Consider the following 17,134-nt stretch of genomic DNA (forward strand, 5'->3'; position numbering starts at 1 on the left):
ACAGTCATAATTTTCCCCCCAACTTCTGCGTGAAACTTGACAACACTGGCGTTGAGCCAGACTATGATACGTCTGTACTTGCGCGTAAGTCTCGGAACTGTGTATCAATTCACCGAGCGAACTGCGATCTTCCATCGCACACTATTTTTGCTGCTAAGTATCAATCATTATTTTGAGTAAAATTTCCGTATTATGACAGAACAATATAATGCTGGAGCCATTGAGGTTCTCAATGGTCTTGAGCCAGTACGTCGCCGACCAGGGATGTATACGGATACAGCGCGCCCAAACCATTTGGGCCAAGAAGTTATCGATAACAGTGTCGATGAAGCGCTAGCCGGACATGCCTCTAAGGTACAAGTCATTCTGCATGCCGACCAATCGTTAGAAGTTATCGATGATGGTCGTGGTATGCCCGTCGATATTCACCCTGAAGAAAAGATCTCGGGTGTTGAACTGATTTTCTGTAAGTTGCACGCTGGTGGTAAGTTCTCAAACAAGAACTATCAATTCTCGGGCGGCTTGCACGGTGTTGGTATCTCTGTAGTCAACGCATTGTCAAAGCGCGTTGAAGTTGCCGTACGTCGTGACGGGCAAGTGTATGAGATGGCGTTCGAGAACGGTAATAAGGTTCAAGAGCTGACGGTCACTGGCACTTGTGGTCGACGCAATCGCGGCACCAGTGTTCACTTCTGGCCAGATGCGAGCTACTTCGATTCTGCTAACTTCTCTGTTACTCGACTGGTTAACAACCTCAGAGCGAAAGCGGTTCTTTGTCCTGGATTAGAAATCACCTTCAGCGACAAAGTGAATGGTAAAGACTACAAGTGGTACTACGAAGATGGTCTAAAAGACTATCTAGCGGAAGGCGTCAAAGGTTATGCCGTACTGCCTGAAGCACCGTTTACCGGTGAATTCTCAGCGGAAACGGAAGCGGCAACTTGGGCGGTCATTTGGCAGCCTGAAGGCGGTGAGATGATCACCGAAAGCTACGTAAACTTGATCCCGACTGCTCAGGGTGGTACCCACGTAAATGGTCTGCGTCAGGGCTTGCTCGATGCGATGCGTGAGTTTTGTGAGTTCCGTAACTTGCTGCCTCGTGGCGTTAAGCTCACGGGTGATGATGTTTTTGAACGTTGTTCGTATGTCTTGTCTATCAAGATGCAAGATCCACAGTTCGCGGGTCAAACCAAAGAGCGCCTCTCGTCACGCCAATGCGCAGCGTTTGTCTCTGGTGTGGTTAAAGATGCGTTCAGCCTATGGCTAAACGAAAAGCCTCAACTTGCAGAGCAGCTTGCTGAAGTCTGTATTGCTAATGCCCACCGCCGAATGCGTGCCAGTAAAAAGGTGGTTCGTAAGAAGGTCGCTTCAGGTCCTGCACTGCCAGGTAAGCTGACTGATTGTTCACAGCAAGATCTTAACCGCACCGAAATATTCTTCGTGGAGGGTGACTCGGCGGGTGGTAGTGCCAAACAGGCACGTGATCGTGAGTTCCAAGCGGTGATGCCGCTGCGCGGTAAAATCCTTAATACCTGGGAAGTCTCGGCTGACCAAGTGCTCGCATCACAAGAAGTGCATGATATCTCCGTGGCGCTTGGTATCGACCCTGATACCGAAAACCTTGACGGTCTTCGCTACGGTAAAGTCTGTATCCTTGCCGATGCGGACTCGGATGGTCTGCATATTGCCACGCTACTCTGTGCCCTATTTACTAAGCACTTCCGCTCTCTGGTTGCAGCTGGTCACGTCTATGTGGCAATGCCGCCTCTGTATCGAATTGACTGTGGTAAAGAGGTGTTTTACGCCCTCGATGATGACGAGAAGGATGGCATTCTAGAGCGTCTTAGTAAGAAGAAAGCAAAGATCAACGTTCAGCGATTCAAAGGTCTAGGTGAGATGAACCCGCTTCAACTGCGCGAAACCACGATGGACCCGAATACACGCCGTTTGGTGCAACTGACCATTGATGATGACGAAGCTACTAATGAAATGATGGATATGCTGCTTGGTAAAAAGCGTGCGGACGATCGTCGTAGCTGGCTACAAAACAACGGTGACATGGCTGAGGTATAACAATGTCGACTGAAATGTCTTTTGATGGCGTAGAACAGCTGCCTCTGCGAAAGTTCACTGAAGACGCCTATCTGAATTACTCAATGTACGTGATTATGGATCGTGCATTGCCTTATATTGGCGATGGTCTAAAGCCTGTTCAGCGCCGCATTATCTATGCGATGTCTGAGCTTGGTCTTTCGGCATCGGCGAAATACAAAAAATCAGCTCGTACGGTTGGTGACGTTCTAGGTAAATATCACCCACACGGTGACTCAGCCTGTTATGAAGCCATGGTATTGATGGCCCAGCCATTCTCTTACCGTTATCCACTTGTGGATGGTCAAGGTAACTGGGGTGCGCCGGATGATCCGAAATCGTTCGCTGCGATGCGTTATACCGAAGCAAAACTGTCTAAGTTTGCTGAGGTACTGCTTGGCGAAGTTGGGCAAGGCACGGTTGAGTGGCAGCCAAATTTTGACGGCACCATGAAAGAGCCAAAGATATTACCTGCACGACTACCTCATATCTTGCTCAATGGCATTACGGGCATCGCTGTTGGTATGGCTACTGATATCCCACCACACAACATGCGTGAGATCGCTGATGCAACGATCCATCTCATCGATAAGCCGAAATCTGAGCTTGCTGAGGTGATGGAGTTTGTAAAGGGGCCTGACTATCCAACCGAAGCTGAAATCATCTCACCGCAAGCCGATTTAGAGAAAATCTATCGTACGGGTCGTGGTAGCGTGAAGATGCGTGCCGTTTGGCATAAGGAAGGTGCAGAGATTGTCATTACTGCGCTGCCGCATCAGGTATCTGGCGCGAAGCTTCTGGAGCAAATAGCGAACCAGATGCGTGCGAAGAAACTGCCAATGGTGGACGATCTTCGTGATGAGTCGGATCATGAGAACCCAACGCGTATCGTCGTGGTGCCGCGCTCAAACCGTATCGATTGTGATCAGTTGATGAATCACTTGTTCGCATCGACGGATCTTGAGAAAAACTTCCGCGTAAACCTCAATATGATCGGTCTTGATAATCGCCCACAAGTGAAAGGTCTTATACAGATCTTAACGGAGTGGATCGAGTACCGCCGTGAGACAGTGCGTAAGCGTCTTCAGTATCGTCTAGATAAGATCCTTGCTCGCTTGCACATCCTTGAAGGTTTGTTGGTTGCGTACCTAAACCTAGATGAAGTGATTGAAATCATCCGTACTGAGGATGAACCAAAAGCGGTGTTGATGTCGCGCTTTGGTATCACTGACATTCAAGCGGATGCGATCTTAGATACCAAGCTTCGCCACCTGGCTAAGCTGGAAGAAATGAAGATCCGTGGAGAGCAGGAAGAGCTTGAGAAAGAGCGCGAGAAGCTAGAGAAGCTGCTTGGCTCTGAGCGTCGTATGAACACGCTACTTAAGAAAGAAATTCAAGCGGATGCGGATAAGTACGGTGATGACCGTCGCTCTCCAATCGTTGAGCGTGCAGAAGCGAAAGCAATGACTGAGCGTGACTTGGTACCAAGTGAACCAATCACGGTTGTTCTGTCTGAAAAAGGCTGGATTCGCCACGCTAAAGGCCATGATGTCGATGCGAGTGGCCTCAACTATAAAGCGGGTGATAAGTACCTTGCCTCTGCAAGAGGTAAGAGTAATCAGCCAGCGGTCTTCCTCGGAAGTGATGGCAGAAGCTACTCGCTCGAGTCACACTCTCTACCGTCAGCGCGTAGCCAAGGCGAACCAATTACAGGTCGACTAAACATCAATGCGGGTTCAAGTATTCGTCAGGTCGTGATGGGTGAAGAGAGCCAGCTTTGGTTGGTCGGCTCAGACGCGGGCTACGGTTTTGTCTGTAAAGGCAGTGACTTATTGTCGAAAAACCGCAGTGGTAAGGCGTTAGTGACCTTGCCTCAAGCGGCGGAAGTAATGACACCTGCAATGGTTGGCGATCTTGAGTCTGATGAAATTCTGGCGATTACCAACCAAGGTCGAATGCTGCTGTTCCCAATTAAAGACTTGCCACAGCTTGGCAAGGGTAAGGGCAACAAGATCATCAACATTCCATCTGCGAAGGCTAAGGCGCGCGAAGAGTTTGTTTCGCATCTGATGGCGCTGCCTCAAGGTACATCAATCACCTTGTATGCCGGTAAGCGTAAGTTAGGGTTGAAACCAAGTGACCTGGATAACTTCCGTGGCGAACGCGGTCGTCGTGGCGGCTTGCTACCAAGGGGTCTGCAGCGCGTGACTCGTATTGAAGTTGAAGGCAATGACGCACAAGAGACGCCGACTGAAGAATAAATTCAGTAGGTAATAGAAAACCTCCGACTTGTCGGAGGTTTTTTTATGGTTATAGCTTTATACTCGGCCTATTCTCGGCTGTCTTCGCCTACCGTGATCGGTAAGGTAATCTCTTTACCATCACGAAGCAGCTTGGCTTCTACTGTGGTACCCGGTCTTAAATCGGTAACCAAATCGAGCACACCCTGACGTCCGTTAAGCTTATTGCCATCAATCATCAAGATAATATCCTGAACCTGAATACCCGCTTTTGCTGCAGGTCCTTCGGGATCTAGGCCTAGTACGATAATGCCACCGATATGCTCGTTTCCTAGCAGGCGAGCCGTAACAGAATTAATGTCTTGCCCATCAACCCCAATGTAACCACGAATCACACGTCCATCCGCTATGATCTTTTCCATAATCTTGCTTGCGAGCTGATAGGGAATAGCGAAAGAAATGCCGTAGGTCTCAAGGTCAGTGGCTTGCTGGAATGAAGCGGTATTTATGCCAACCAGTTCACCACGTGTATTAACTAAAGCGCCACCGGAGTTGCCTTGGTTGATCGCGGCATCAGTCTGGATAAAGGCTTGAATGCCACCTGCGCTAATCGAAGAGCGACCTGTTGCCGATATGATGCCAAATGTGGTCGTTTGCCCGAGGTTATAGGGGTTACCAATGGCGAGAACCACATCGCCTACCTTAGGTGAGTAACTAGGGTTTAGCGGGATAACGGGCAGGTTACCGCCCTCTATTCGTAACACGGCGATATCGGTACGCTGGTCTTTACCAACTAGCTGGGCCGCTGCCACGCGTCCATCTTGCAGCGCGACGATGATTTGGTCTGCGTTAGCGACAACGTGATAATTGGTAATGATGTACCCTTTGTCGCTGACAATAACCCCTGAACCCAAGCCTTGAGTCGCGAGCGTAGTGCGGTCACTCTCTTTATACTGACGACTGTAGATATTGACCACGGCAGGAGCGGCTTTTCGCACTGCCTGGTTAAATGAGATCTGTTGGTTCGTATCGTACTCGGGTTGAGAAGCGAGATTATTCGGTATGATGTTTTGTCTGAGGGAAGGCACCGCAAGTAGCACGAGTAGCGCTGTAATGAGACCCATAGATACAGAGCGGATGAGAAAGTTCAGCATTGTTCCCTCTAGTTGAATCGGAATTTGAGCCGCTATGTCGGAATTCGCAAACGGTTACCTTCTTAACTTAGTATTATCTGACAGTCAAAACGAGATAATTTTTTGATACTAACCGAAAAAGTTCTGATAAGCACAGCTGTGGTGCAAAGGATATCATTTCTGCTGCAGATAATAAAAGAGCAGCCTCTATTCGGCTGCTCTATGACACAAAATTAACTCAGTCTATTTATCGTTAACGCACAACGAGGTAAATGGTTCTGTCACCACGCTGTATGTTTAGAGCAAGTACACCAGGTTTCTTCTCTAGGATCTTACGCAGTTCACCCACGTTTTTCACTCGAGCGCGGTTAACACCGATGATAATGTCACCTTGTTGCAACTCATATTGAGCGGCCGCTGAGCCTTCCTCGACAGATTTCACTTTGACGCCCTCAACTGGGTCGCTGCTGTCGGTGTTAGCAAACTCTGCACCCGTTAAGCCTTCGTGAAGTTTGTCGGCTTTGGTGATGGTCTTCGCTGCCTCTGATAATGTCACATCGTAAGACTTCTCTTTGCCGTCTCGAACGATACCTAGCGTCACGGTTTTGCCAGCACCCAAGGTGGCGACTTTTGCTCTAAGCTCGCTAAAGGTAGAGATCTTCTTACCGTTAACAGAGACGATGATGTCACCGGCTTCAAGGCCCGCTTTGTCCGCAGCGCTGTCAGGAATCACTTGGCTAACGAACGCACCCTTACTGGAGTTGTAACCCAGCGCCTCAGCGAGCTCAGAGGTGACCTCTCCGCCTTGTACACCTAACATGCCACGTTTCACTTCGCCAAATTCGATGATTTGGTCTGTGAGGTTTTTCATCATGTTAGATGGAATCGCAAAGCCAATCCCCACGTTACCACCGTTAGGACCGAGAATCGCAGTGTTGATGCCGATGAGCTCACCATTAAGGTTCACCAACGCGCCACCTGAGTTACCACTGTTGATCGCAGCATCTGTTTGAATGAAGTTTTCAAAGTTTTCTAGGTTGAGCCCGCTGCGCCCAAGGGCTGAAACGATACCTGAGGTAACTGTTTGACCGAGTCCAAATGGGTTACCAATTGCAACGGTAAAGTCACCGACGCGAAGTTCGTCAGAGTCCGCGACCTTAATTTCGGTGAGGTTCTTGGCACCATCGACCTTTAGCAGCGCGACGTCTGACATTTCATCGCCGCCAACCAGCTCAGCATCGAACTCACGTCCATCGCCAAGTTTGATACGAATCTCTTCCGCACCATTAATCACGTGGTAGTTAGTGACAATATAGCCTTTGTCCGCATCGACAACGACACCAGAGCCGAGACCTCTAAACGGTCGCTCTTGAAGCTGTTCGGTTGGGAAGTCAGGGCCGAAGAAGAAGCGAAACTGCTCTGGCAATTGCTGTCGAGAAACTTGTGTACCCTCCACTGCAATACTGACGACAGCGGGTGTCACCTTTTCCAGCATAGGGGCTAGACTAGGGAGCTGTTCGCCGTTTACGGACAGCGGTAATGCAGCGGTTGCAGGTAGCGGGGCGATGATTGCACTCAGACTTAACGAAAGGACAGTTAATGCAAGTACTGGTTTTTTCATCATAAAACTCCTCTTTGGATCAGTAAGGTTTATGACTCAACGAAAGTTGTAAAGTTCATCCTGAATGTAAAAACGGCCAGTAATTTGTTCAATTACTGGCCGTGGTAACTTGTCTACTAAGACGCTTTTGCTGTTGTCATGGGTTCTTGTACAACAGATTCTTGCCCGACAGCTTCGGGCGCTTCAACGACTTCTTTCTTTTCTTCAGTAAGAAGTCCAGTTGCACCGTTGACATAATCTTTCGGTGGATGCTCAACCTCAGCGTTGGCTTCGATAGTTTCCACATTATGCTCGGCAATCTTCTTAACGAAAGGATTGTCTTGCTCTGGCAAGTTAGGCATCAGCTCAGTCGAGGTCTTTGCCATGTGTTGATACAGTTTTGTGTAATCCTTACCCAGTGTATCAAGCATCTCTGCGGTTTGAGCAAAGTGGTCTGAGAGTTCTTGACGTTGCTGCTCAAGTGCAAACTTTGCGGATTCAAGGTCTTTCTGTAGCGTCTTTTGTTTCTTGTATTGTGGAGTAGTTAGTCGGGAAATTACGATTCCGAGAATAGCACCAACTAGCAAGCCGACAATGGCATATATCCAAGGCATAACAGCTCCTTTATAATGATTATTAACATGCGCGTTACCAAGCGGTTACACACGTCGTTTAGCCATGTTACTATGAGATTTAGAGCCAATAAAGCAAAAATACGTGCTCTCCAGCCCTTGGATCAGTGTTGCGAGTAATCCATGACGCCCATAGAAAGATACGAACATGATATAAAAATGAATGGTTTTCAAGCAGACCCAGCCCAGCGGGCTGCTGTGGAAGCCTTAGATAGGTTGCATCATCAGTTTAACGATTACTTACAGTTTGAAGCGCCTGCGCTATCGATGATGCAAAAACTGCTAGGTAAGAAGCCTGAAGAAGCGACGCCACCGCAAGGTCTCTATTTTTGGGGAGGAGTAGGGCGCGGTAAAACCTACTTGATGGATGCGTTTTTCGACAGCTTACCGACCACGAAAAAGATGCGTGTCCACTTTCACCGCTTTATGTATCGAGTTCACGATGAACTCAAACAGCTTGGTGATGTGGAAAACCCACTTGAGAAAGTTGCCGATAGGTTTGAAGCTGAAGCGAAGATTATCTGTTTTGATGAGTTTTTTGTTTCGGACATAACGGACGCCATGATCTTGGCGACGTTGTTACAAGCACTCTTTAAGCGTGGTGTTGTACTGGTCGCTACCTCTAACATCCCTCCTGAAGATCTGTATCGTAATGGCCTGCAGCGCGCTCGATTCATGCCTGCAATTACCCTTATTCAGAGTCAATGTGTGGTGCTGAATGTAGATAGTGGTATCGATTATCGGCTTCGAACCCTGGAACAGGCCGAAATCTACCATTTCCCATTAGATGAAGCCGCAAACCAAAACCTAGAGCGTTACTTCAATCAACTGGTGGTGGACGATCGCGTTCACGAAGCAAGAATTGATATCAATCATCGCGATATTGAAGTCTTTGCCGCTGCCGATGACGTCTTATTTGCTAGTTTCGCGCAGCTTTGCCAGACCATGCGCAGTCAAAATGACTACATTGAGATGTCTCGAATCTACCACACAGTGCTGTTAGCCGATGTTAAGCAGATGGATGCCAAACTGGATGATGCTGCGAGGCGGTTTATTGCCTTAGTGGATGAATTCTATGAAAGACGGGTAAAACTGATTATTTCTGCAGAGGTACCACTGGAAGAGCTGTACACCCAAGGTCAGTTGGAGTTTGAGTTCAAGCGCTGTATCTCGCGTCTTACAGAGATGCAAAGCCATGACTATTTAGCTTCAGAGCATCTACCTTGATGTTTTTGGTAAATTTGTCCAAAAAATAGATGATTTTTTCCTCGAGCTTCTCTATAATCCTGCGACCCACCGTTACTGCAGGCGAGTTTCTTCAAACTTTTTGAGGAACGATGCCGAGAGTTTCAACACTCGAAGGGGTGATGTATGGGCTCTTAGACAGTGGGAGCGAAAGCTCCTTAAGTGTAAATTTAATTAACGGGTTATTATTAGCATGAAAACTTTCGTTGCTAAACCAGAAACTGTAAAACGCGACTGGTACGTTGTAGACGCTGAAGGTAAAACTCTTGGCCGTCTAGCAAGTGAAATTGCATCTCGCCTACGTGGCAAACACAAAGCTGAATACACTCCTCACACTGACACTGGTGATTACATCATCGTTGTTAATGCTGAGAAAGTTACTGTAACTGGTAACAAGGCTAAGAACAAAGTTTACTACCGTCACTCTGAGTTCCCAGGCGGCCTAAAATCAATCACTTTTGAAAAGCTGATCGATCGTAAGCCTGAAATGGCTCTTGAGCTAGCGGTTAAAGGTATGCTACCACGTGGTCCTCTAGGCCGTGCTATGTACCGTAAGCTTAAAGTTTACGCTGGCGCTGAGCACAACCATGTTGCTCAACAACCACAAGTACTAGACATCTAATCGGGGATTTCGAAAATGGCAGAGAATCAATACTACGGCACTGGCCGTCGCAAAAGCTCAGCTGCTCGTGTTTTCATCAAACCAGGCACTGGCAATATCGTAGTTAACAAGCGTGAACTAGAAACTTACTTCGGTCGCGAAACTTCTTGCATGGTAGTTCGTCAGCCTCTTGAGCTAACTGAACTAACTGAGAAGCTAGACCTATTCGTTACTGTAAAAGGTGGCGGTATTTCTGGTCAAGCAGGTGCTATCCGTCACGGTATCACTCGCGCGCTAATGGAATACGATGAGACTCTACGTCCTGCTCTACGTGCAGCTGGCTACGTTACGCGTGACGCTCGTTGCGTTGAACGTAAGAAAGTTGGTCTACGTAAAGCACGTCGTCGTCCACAGTTCTCTAAGCGTTAATTTTCTCCTTACCGAGAAGATTATGCTTTCCAGTTTTATGCTGGAACGTGGAATCAAAAAGCTCAGCTTCGGCTGGGCTTTTTTGTATTTATACGTCCAATAACCTCATTAAATTCAGAAACTCTGATCTTCACTCTCTCCTTTTCCCTCCTTTTGTGAACTAGCAAGCGATTTCCTGCTATAGATGTTACGAAAAGGTAGCTTTATCTTGTCAAAAAGTAGGGTTTTCTTTATCATTTGCTATCAAATAAATACAACTAAAATTCGTATTTTGTTAGCCATGCTCTACTGGTCGGAATCGATGTCTGAGCAGACTCAAGTAGCCAAAATAATTAGTACTATTGGCTCGTTCAATTTGAAGGAAAATAGCCCAAGGAATGGTTCCCCAATGGGTTATTCCATCTAAAAGAGCAACTTGGATTCGCTCAGTGTTGACCCAAAGGAGCAAATGGGAGAAATGTTGGATGAGCAATGCGCCTTTAAATAACGGTCGCAGGCGTTTCCTTACTGCGACAACTGCGGTTGTCGGTGGTTTGGGAGCAGCTGCAGTCGCCGTTCCTTTTATTAAATCTTGGAACCCAAGTGCCAAAGCAAAAGCTGCTGGTGCCCCTGTTGAAGTGGACGTCAGCAAGCTTGAAGAAGGTCAAATGGTTCGTGTTGAATGGCAGGGTAAGCCGGTATGGGTTGTGCGTCGCGCGCAATCTGTTGTGGACAACCTAAGCAACCTAGCCAATCAGCTACGTGACCCAGACTCCGCTGAAGAACAACAGCCAGAGTATGCACAAAACGTGTACCGCTCCATTAAACCGGAGTACTTTGTTGCCGTTGGTTTCTGTACCCACCTAGGTTGTTCGCCTACCTATCTTGCTGATTCCTTTAGTGAACAAGTTCAAGGTGTGAAGTCTGGTTTCTTCTGCCCGTGTCATGGTTCTAAGTTTGATATGGCTGGTCGTGTTTTCCAAAACGTACCAGCGCCACTCAACCTTGTCATTCCTAAACACATGTACTTGAGCGATACCAGAATCCTTATTGGTGTTGATGAGGGGGATGCATAATGCAAGTGTTACTTGATTGGGTAGAAAAACGTCTACCCGCGATGAATGCTTATAAAAAGCATCTATCCGAATACCCAATGCCAAAAAACTTCAACTTTTGGTATCTGTTTGGCTCACTAGCCATGCTAGTGCTGGTTAACCAAATCCTAACGGGTATTTGGCTAACAATGAACTACGTACCTTCTGGCGAAGGTGCATTTGCCTCTGTTGAATACATCATGCGTGATGTGGAATACGGATGGCTACTCCGCTATATGCACTCAACGGGCGCCTCGGCCTTCTTCGTTGTTGTCTACCTTCACATGTTCCGTGGTCTTATCTACGGTTCTTACCAGAAGCCGCGTGAGCTGCTGTGGGTATTCGGCATGCTGATCTTCCTTGTGTTGATGGCAGAAGCATTTATGGGATACCTACTTCCTTGGGGACAAATGTCTTACTGGGGTGCACAGGTAATCATCTCGCTCTTTGGTGCTATTCCCGTTATCGGTGATGACCTAACGCTTTGGATCCGTGGTGATTACATTATCTCTGGTGCAACGCTTAACCGCTTCTTCGCGCTTCACGTGATTGCTCTGCCAATCGTGCTGCTACTTCTTGTTGTCTTGCACGTACTCGCTCTACACGAAGTAGGCTCAAACAACCCTGATGGTATTGAGACTAAGCTTCCTAAAGGCAGCATGGGCGACGACTACAAGACGCAGTTCAAGTTCCACGATTACTACAGTAAGAAATACGACATCATTGATTCGATTCCTTTCCATCCTTACGGTACGGTAAAAGATCTTGTTGGTGTGGCTGGCTTCTTCTTCCTGTTCTGTTATGTGTTGTTCTTTAACCCAGAGATGGGCGGTTACTTCCTTGAGCCACCTAACTTTGAAGCAGCGAACCCGCTGAAGACTCCTGAGCACATTGCTCCGGTATGGTACTTCACGCCGTTCTACGCGATTCTGCGTGCGGTTCCGGACAAGCTGTTGGGTGTGGTAGCAATGGGTCTATCGATTGTGTTCCTATTCCTACTTCCTTGGTTCGATCGCTGTAAAGTTCGCTCTTATCGCTACAGAAGTAAGATTCACCTAATCAACATCATCCAGTTCACCATTAGCTTTATTGCTTTGGGTATTCTTGGGGCGCTACCAGCGACGCCGACGTACACGCTACTGGCTCAGATCTTCAGTTTAGGTTACTTCATGTTCTTCGTTCTGCTGTTCTTCTACAGTAAAAATGAGAACACCAAGCCATTGCCAGAGAGGGTGACATTCAAATGAAAAAGTGGATTGTAGTACTTTTCGCATTGCTGCCATCTCTAGCACTAGCGGCTGGTGGCAATGTAAATCTTGATAAAGCAAACAATGATTTGACGGACAAAGCGTCGCTTCAAAACGGTGCCAAGCTGTTTATGAACTACTGCTTTGCATGTCACTCGACGCAGTATCAACGCTATGAGCGTGTGGCGACTGACTTGGGTATCCCGGTTGATCTTGCAAAAGAGAACCTAGTGTTCGACCCAGAAGCTAAGATCGGTGATTTGATGGTTAACGCTATGCCTCAGAAACAAGCCGCGGCTTGGTTTGGTGCAGCGCCACCGGATCTAACCTTGGTTGCTCGTGTTCGCGGCGTAGACTGGCTATACACATACCTACGTACTTTCTATGTCGATCCAAGTCGTCCGTTTGGCGTGAACAATACCACCTTCCCGAATGTGGGTATGCCGCATGTTCTTGAAGAGCTGCAAGGTATCCCGACACCAATCTTCGAGACTAAGATCGTTGATGGTGAGGAAGTACAAGTGATTGTTGGCACTCAAACCGATGGTCGTGGTGAGCTGAGCTCAAGTGAGTATGACGATGCAGTACGTGACCTCGTCAACTTCCTTGAATACTCAGGTGACCCAGTGAAGCTTGAGCGTCATGCGCTAGGTTGGTGGGTGATGGCGTTCCTAGTCATCTTTACTATCGTCGTTGTGCTGCTTAAGAAAGAGTATTGGCGCGATGTTCACTAATTGTGCTATCATAGCGCGTTAATTCCAATTTGTTCACAATGGAGGCACAGCCTCCATTGTTTTTTGTAAGTATCCCGGAGGGCTCCATGGCTGTAGCTGCCAATAAACGTTCTGTGATGACTCTTTTTTCCAGTGCTACTGATTTATATAGCCACCAGGTTCGAATCGTTCTAGCGGAAAAAGGGGTTAGTGTTGAAGTCGAGTTAGTGGATGATGTAAACATCCCAGCTGAGCTTGCTGAACTAAACCCATACAAGACAGTGCCAACTTTGGTCGATCGTGAGCTAGCCCTTTACGATTCAAAGATCATCATGGAATACCTTGATGAGCGTTTCCCGCATCCACCGCTAATGCCAGTATACCCTGTAGCTCGTGGTAACAGCCGCCTGATGATTTATCGTATTGAGCGTAACTGGTACTCACTTGCTGAGAAAGTAATGAAAGGCTCTGCTGAAGAAGCAGAAGCGGCTCGTAATAAACTTCGCAATGACCTACTGACTCTGGCACCTATTTTTGCTGAGTATGAGTACTTCATGAGCGAAGAGTTTAGCCTAATTGATTGCTACCTAGCACCACTATTGTGGCGTCTACCTGAAATGGGTATCGAGCTAGTTGGTCCTGGCTCAAAAGAGATCAAAGTGTACATGAACCGTGTATTTGAACGTGATTCATTCCTAGCTTCTCTAACAGAAGCTGAGCGTGAGATGCGTTTGGTTCGCTAGTCCTTATAGGTTTCTCCTGAGACGATGGATATTGAAAAAATGACACCTCGCCGACCATATATGCTTCGTGCATTTTATGATTGGCTTGTTGAAAATGATCTGACACCGCATATTGTTGTTGATGCAAACATGCCGGGTGTTAGAGTTCCTTTGGAGTTTGTCCAGGATGGTCAGATCATTCTTAACATTGCTCCTAGAGCGGTTGGACAACTGGAACTGGGCAACGAAGCGATTACGTTTCACGCTCGTTTTGGTGGCAAACCGCACTCAGTGATTGCTCCGCTGTACTCTGTACAAGCTATCTATGCCCGTGAAAACGGCGCTGGAACTATGTTCGAGCCTGAAGATGCTTACCTTTCTATTGAAGAAGAAGAAGACATCACTCAGCCGGAAGTGACAACAGGCTTGTCTGTTGCCGCTGAGACGGAACAGCCAGAGCAAACCAATGAAGAGCCTAACGGAGACGATGAACCGCCTAAACCAAAAGGGCGACCAAGTCTTCGAGTAGTCAAATAACAAAAAGCCGCATTTAATATGCGGCTTTTTTAATGCGTAACAAGGGTACACCTTCCTCGCTATCCTGCCTTGAGTTGATCTCTTCTTTATTCTGAGACATGTAAAAGACGTGCCACTGTATTAGACTTTAGTCTAATGCTGATTAAAACTTGACCATCTTAGTGTAATCAGTAAACTAGGCGTTCTTGGAGAAAGGTCACACTTTTTAGTACACATTTTTCCCTTCCTCTAGAATGGAATTCTGCTTTGATTGGACAAGATCATCTTGGATGTCAATGAGTTAGGTGATAGAGGTTTGTTATGTACAATCACTTTTTGGTAAGGCTTACCATCGGCGCATTAGTCGTTTTAGGTATCAAGTTGAGCGCATTATACTTTTTGCCTATGGTGCTGCTACTCAACACACATCACAAAGAATTCTTTGGATGGTAAAAATCGGGGCTAGCCCCGATTTTTTTATTTCATTTCAATCTCATTTACCGTTGATTCGATATCCTTCATCATATCGGTGAGGTATTGAGTAAGCTGCTGACGAGCGCCGTCTAGGTCTTTGTCGAGTGTCAGCTTCATCATCTTTTCGTGCTCTTCAAGATTAAATAGCTCGGCAAATGGCTTAGGCGAGTGGCTTAATGAGACGCGACGGTAGCGCTTAACTTGGCGAATGATATCGTTGAAGAAATCGAGCATGTTCTTTGAAAAGCATCCACTAAGTAGTGAACTATAGAAAGCTTCTTGACGCTCTTCCCACTCAACCCAATTAAAGTTATCACCTTGGAATTTGAATCGAGATAGCTTGTGGAACTCGGTTAGGATCTCTAGCTCCCAGCCTTCATTGCCTTGCTGAATAGACTTCTCAAGCAGCACAGAAGACACCACCTTAAGACTCTCATAAAGATCATATAACTCCAGTTTCGAGATTGGAGCGACCCAGCAGCCTTTTTGCGGCTCAAGCTTGACGTATTTAATCCAAGAAAGCTGTATGAGAGCTTCTCTTATCGGAGAGGCTCCGACGTTATACTTTTCCTTAAGCTCTGCTACTACCAGTTTTTGGTTTGGCTTAAGTTCTCCAGAAAGAATGTCCTGACAGATCAATTTTGCGACCTTGTCTGTCAATGTTGGGCTAGACACGATGCACCTCATAACTTTAAAAACAATAGTTGGAAAACTATGGCGGTATGCCATGTTGTAAACCTGTTTTTGATAGTACAGCGTGTTGAAAAAATGGGCAAGGCAATTATAAAAAAAAGAGGGCAGAAGCCCTCTTTTTATAGATATTTTGTATAACTCGTCGGAATTATAGTACGTGAACAGATGCTGTGTTCGTTGTACCAGATGCTACTAGTGCACCAGAAACCATAACTACGATGTCGCCTTTCTTACCAAAACCAGATTCTAGAGCGTACTCTTTACCGTTTTTGTAGAATTCATCAGTGCTGTCGATTGAGTCAACAAGAACTGGACGAACACCTTTAGTAAGAACTAGCTGTGCAGCTGTCTTAGCGTTAGTCGTTAGTGCAACGATGCTTGCTGTTGGGAAGTATTTACGTACAGAACGTGCAGACTTACCACCTTCAGTAGCAACGATGATTAGTGGAGCAGCTAGCTTCTCAGCTGTGTCTACTGCACCTTTACATACTGCTTCAGTGATACGTAGACGTGGGCTGTCTAGACGAGAACCTAGTTCAGCTTTTAGCGCACCGTCAGTACGGTTAGCGATTTGAGCCATGATAGTTACCGCTTCAACAGGGTACTTACCTTTCGCTGTTTCACCAGAAAGCATTACTGCATCTGTACCGTCCATGATTGCGTTCGCAACGTCACCCGCTTCTGCACGAGTTGGACGTGGGTTTTGAATCATAGAGTCAAGCATTTGAGTTGCAGTGATAACTGTCTTACGAGCACGGTTACACTTCTCAATCATCATCTTCTGAGCGAAGATTACTTCTTCAGCTGGGATTTCAACACCAAGGTCGCCACGCGCAACCATGATACCGTCAGAAAGCTCTAGGATCTCGTCGAAGTTATCAACGCCTTCTTGGTTTTCGATCTTAGAGATGATGTGGATGCTCTCGCCGCCGTTTGCGTCAAGAAGGTCACGGATTTCTTTAACGTCTGCAGCTTTACGGATGAAAGAAGCAGCAACGAAGTCAACGCCTTGCTCACAACCAAATTTCAGGTCAGCTTTGTCTTTTTCAGAAAGCGCTGGAAGCTGTACAGAAACGCCTGGTAGGTTAACACCTTTGTTCTCACCTAGAGCACCGTTGTTAAGAACTTTACACTTAACTTCAGTTTCAGTTGTTGAGATAACTTCCATTTCGATTAGGCCGTCGTCTACTAGGATAGTGTTACCAGCAGATAGGTCTTTAGCGAAACCTAGGTAAGTTACCGCTACAACGTCCTTGTTACCAACTACAGAAGCGTCAGTAGTGAAAGTAAATTCTTGACCAGCTACTAGATCAACGTCATTGCCGCCTTCTAGTTTGATAGTACGAATTTCTGGACCTTTAGTGTCTAGAAGAATTGCTAGTTGCTTGCCAACGTTTGCCATTACTTCACGGAAGTTAGAGATGCGGTTCGCGTGCTCTTCGAAGTTACCGTGAGAGAAGTTTAGGCGCATAACGTTCATGCCTGCGTTTACTAGCTCAGTCAGTTTCTCTACAGACTCAGTTTTAGGGCCGATCGTACATACGATTTTGGTCTTTTTCATGGAAGATACTCTCCGAGTAAATATAATTGCAATTTGAAAGTTAGTATTAGTCTCTCTAGAAGGCTAGGGATGCCCACAAATAATTCACATGAGCTATCAATCTTTTCTCTAGTTTCGCTTCTTCTAGAAATGAAAGTCTTTCATCAAGTTTAGTCATTTTATGA

General features: G+C 46.7%; 15 protein-coding genes. 10 read left to right on the plus strand and 5 right to left on the minus strand.

Going from position 1 to position 17,134, the window contains the following annotated elements:
- Positions 1–192: 192 nt before the first annotated feature.
- Positions 193–2,073 carry a DNA topoisomerase IV subunit B gene (gene parE / locus J4N45_RS02290; protein WP_234494557.1) on the plus strand — a complete coding sequence of 627 codons (1,881 nt, stop codon included), beginning with the start codon at positions 193–195 and terminating at the stop codon, positions 2,071–2,073.
- Positions 2,074–2,075: 2 nt separating this feature from the next.
- On the plus strand, positions 2,076–4,352 hold the full coding sequence (gene parC / locus J4N45_RS02295) for a DNA topoisomerase IV subunit A (protein ID WP_252013363.1): 2,277 nt from the start codon (positions 2,076–2,078) through the stop codon (positions 4,350–4,352).
- Positions 4,353–4,420: 68 nt separating this feature from the next.
- On the opposite strand, the gene degS is transcribed toward parC, so the two are convergent.
- The 3 genes from degS to zapG form a co-directional block, all read right to left on the minus strand.
- Positions 4,421–5,485 (minus strand): outer membrane-stress sensor serine endopeptidase DegS, encoded by a 1,065-nt coding sequence (degS, locus tag J4N45_RS02300; protein WP_252013364.1) that lies wholly within the window; start codon positions 5,483–5,485, stop codon positions 4,421–4,423.
- Between the two features lie 232 nt (positions 5,486–5,717).
- Entirely contained in the window at positions 5,718–7,085 is a 1,368-nt protein-coding gene (locus J4N45_RS02305; protein ID WP_234496129.1) for a Do family serine endopeptidase, read from the minus strand.
- A gap of 116 nt (positions 7,086–7,201) precedes the next feature.
- A complete protein-coding gene (zapG, locus tag J4N45_RS02310; RefSeq protein ID WP_252013366.1) occupies positions 7,202–7,678 on the minus strand; it encodes a Z-ring associated protein ZapG in 477 nt (158 codons plus the stop codon).
- A gap of 141 nt (positions 7,679–7,819) precedes the next feature.
- Between zapG and zapE the strand changes: the two genes are divergently transcribed.
- The 8 genes from zapE to sspB all read left to right on the plus strand — a co-directional run bounded on the left by zapE (position 7,820) and on the right by sspB (position 14,263).
- The gene (gene zapE / locus J4N45_RS02315) at positions 7,820–8,923 is read left to right on the plus strand and encodes a cell division protein ZapE (RefSeq protein ID WP_252013368.1); all 1,104 of its coding nucleotides are present in this window, start codon (positions 7,820–7,822) and stop codon (positions 8,921–8,923) included.
- A gap of 211 nt (positions 8,924–9,134) precedes the next feature.
- Positions 9,135–9,563, plus strand: coding sequence for a 50S ribosomal protein L13 (gene rplM / locus J4N45_RS02320; protein WP_234494550.1), 429 nt, complete (start codon positions 9,135–9,137; stop codon positions 9,561–9,563).
- Between the two features lie 15 nt (positions 9,564–9,578).
- Positions 9,579–9,971, plus strand: a complete 393-nt coding sequence (gene rpsI / locus J4N45_RS02325) for a 30S ribosomal protein S9 (protein WP_042475909.1) — start codon at positions 9,579–9,581, stop codon at positions 9,969–9,971.
- A 464-nt stretch (positions 9,972–10,435) separates the two neighbouring features.
- Positions 10,436–11,026 (plus strand): ubiquinol-cytochrome c reductase iron-sulfur subunit, encoded by a 591-nt coding sequence (gene petA / locus J4N45_RS02330; protein ID WP_234494549.1) that lies wholly within the window; start codon positions 10,436–10,438, stop codon positions 11,024–11,026.
- On the plus strand, positions 11,026–12,291 hold the full coding sequence (locus J4N45_RS02335) for a cytochrome b (RefSeq protein WP_042475912.1): 1,266 nt from the start codon (positions 11,026–11,028) through the stop codon (positions 12,289–12,291). Before petA ends, J4N45_RS02335 begins: the two co-directional genes overlap by 1 nt.
- Entirely contained in the window at positions 12,288–13,025 is a 738-nt protein-coding gene (locus tag J4N45_RS02340; RefSeq protein ID WP_252013371.1) for a cytochrome c1, read from the plus strand. Before J4N45_RS02335 ends, J4N45_RS02340 begins: the two co-directional genes overlap by 4 nt.
- Before the next feature lie 86 nt (positions 13,026–13,111).
- Entirely contained in the window at positions 13,112–13,747 is a 636-nt protein-coding gene (gene sspA / locus J4N45_RS02345; RefSeq protein ID WP_042475917.1) for a stringent starvation protein SspA, read from the plus strand.
- Between the two features lie 24 nt (positions 13,748–13,771).
- On the plus strand, positions 13,772–14,263 hold the full coding sequence (gene sspB / locus J4N45_RS02350) for a ClpXP protease specificity-enhancing factor (protein ID WP_252013373.1): 492 nt from the start codon (positions 13,772–13,774) through the stop codon (positions 14,261–14,263).
- 456 nt (positions 14,264–14,719) lie between these two features.
- Here sspB and J4N45_RS02355 read toward each other — a convergent pair whose 3' ends face one another.
- Together J4N45_RS02355 and pykF are read right to left on the minus strand one after the other, a co-directional pair.
- Positions 14,720–15,403 carry a GntR family transcriptional regulator gene (locus tag J4N45_RS02355; protein ID WP_128647997.1) on the minus strand — a complete coding sequence of 228 codons (684 nt, stop codon included), beginning with the start codon at positions 15,401–15,403 and terminating at the stop codon, positions 14,720–14,722.
- Between the two features lie 154 nt (positions 15,404–15,557).
- Entirely contained in the window at positions 15,558–16,970 is a 1,413-nt protein-coding gene (gene pykF, locus J4N45_RS02360) for a pyruvate kinase PykF (protein ID WP_042475922.1), read from the minus strand.
- Positions 16,971–17,134: the final 164 nt, after the last annotated feature.

The organism is Vibrio sp. SCSIO 43140 (assembly GCF_023716585.1).
Classification (GTDB): Bacteria; Pseudomonadota; Gammaproteobacteria; order Enterobacterales; family Vibrionaceae; genus Vibrio; species Vibrio maritimus_B.